The organism is Parendozoicomonas verongulae, assembly GCF_009711465.1.
GTDB classification, from domain to species: Bacteria; Pseudomonadota; Gammaproteobacteria; order Pseudomonadales; family Endozoicomonadaceae; genus Sansalvadorimonas; species Sansalvadorimonas verongulae.
Genome location: NZ_SMME01000780.1, coordinates 12,916 through 14,397, shown reverse-complemented (window position 1 = coordinate 14,397; position 1,482 = coordinate 12,916). Strand labels below are relative to the sequence as shown.

Annotated in this window: 2 protein-coding genes; both read right to left on the bottom strand. The window is 47.0% G+C overall.

Annotated elements, in window-relative coordinates; all coding sequences use genetic code 11:
* Positions 1-182, bottom strand: a 182-nt coding sequence (locus E1189_RS25310) for a hypothetical protein (protein ID WP_230460230.1), incomplete at its 3' end; no start/stop codon positions are given.
* 171 nt (positions 183-353) lie between these two features.
* A complete protein-coding gene (locus E1189_RS06740) occupies positions 354-1,289 on the bottom strand; it encodes a hypothetical protein (RefSeq protein ID WP_155159272.1) in 936 nt (311 codons plus the stop codon).
* Positions 1,290-1,482 lie beyond the last annotated feature (193 nt).

Below are 1,482 nucleotides of genomic sequence, written 5' to 3'. Positions count from 1 at the left end.
GAAATAAATGGCGAATCTGAGGAGCTATCCATTGCCGAAATATCTCTGCCAAAAACAGCCGCAGATGCCGCCAATCTTTCATCTTTCCTGCGTTGAGCCTCTTTGGCATGTTCCAGAAAGCTCTGACTTCCTGCCAGATCACTAAAAGGTAAAGAGGGCTTTCTGCCGCCGGTCGGATCCATAACATATCCTCAAATTAGTTGACTGTAATAAGTACCGGGTACTTACAGTTGTTAGATGGGGATATTGTTTATTTATCCGTCCGCTCCTGACTTTTGTTTATGGGGTTAACATATCTGTTACAACAACCTCCAACCCCTTTTGCCCGTCAAGCAGCTGGAAGTAGTGGAGAGTTAAACCTTAGAGCCAGCATTTTCTTCCATCTTTTCAGATGTTTCTGATTTGGAGGTATCAAACACGGTAAGGGTACTCATCCTCGACATTAAATCCACCTCTTGAAGGGGTGAACCAGCCTCGTCCATCTTTTGAGATGCTACTGATTGGGGCATATTAAACTTGATAAGAGCATTCACACCGAAAACTAAACCCATACCCAGATAAGACAATCTGGCCTGCTCAAGCTCCCCCTGAATCAACAGGTTGAAATACCTCTGTAGATACTTAATGGCAGGTTGTGTGTCATCCCTGGAATAAGGCCATTTCTCTTTATGGCCAGGCCACACTTCCCAAAACACGTCCCCCCTATACTCTTCCAGCATTGTGAGAGACTCTCTCATACACATCAGTGTCACTTTCGCTGATACGGACAAGTCACCCTTAAACGCTTCCATATTTCCGCGAAGGGCCGCCTTCACATATTCAGGGTCTGAGTAGGCAAACAGAATATCCAGCACCCGGGATAAGGCGACCTCATCAGTACAAGGAATGACAGCATTGTAATCAATATCTAACTGGGAAGTACCACCAGCCTTCACTCTGCGATAATCCTCACGAAGCGCATCAGGCTTATCACCAAGCAGCTCATCAGGGTACTCAAAAATGCGGATATCATCTCCAGACACACGCACAGAAAATTCGTCTTTACAGCTCATCAGTTCAGACACTTCCGTCTGGCTAAACTTGAAAATAACGTGTAGAGCTTCGCGAATATCAATAATCACAGCCTGGCTGTTATCAACCATATAGGGCTGTAGTTTGGCAACCTTTTCTCCATATTCACCTGGCAGCATGGGTGCCAGCCACGGCATACCTGTAGCCACCATTCCGCCATAGGTTTTCAAAATGGCCTGCGTATCTTTAAGTCCTTTCAGAACAGCATGGGATCGCACCGCGACTTGCTGCGCGGCCTGCCTGATATCCTTTTTTGACGTAGACCAAATGGGTGATCGAGAGCGCTCACGCCTTCTTTCTGGTGGTGGAGAGGGAGGAGGCGTTGACGAAAAGGTTTCCAGCTGTCTTCTCCTGCTACGGGAAGCATGGATCTGCCTTCCTGAACGGGTTTCTTCTGAATGTTCTTCCTGA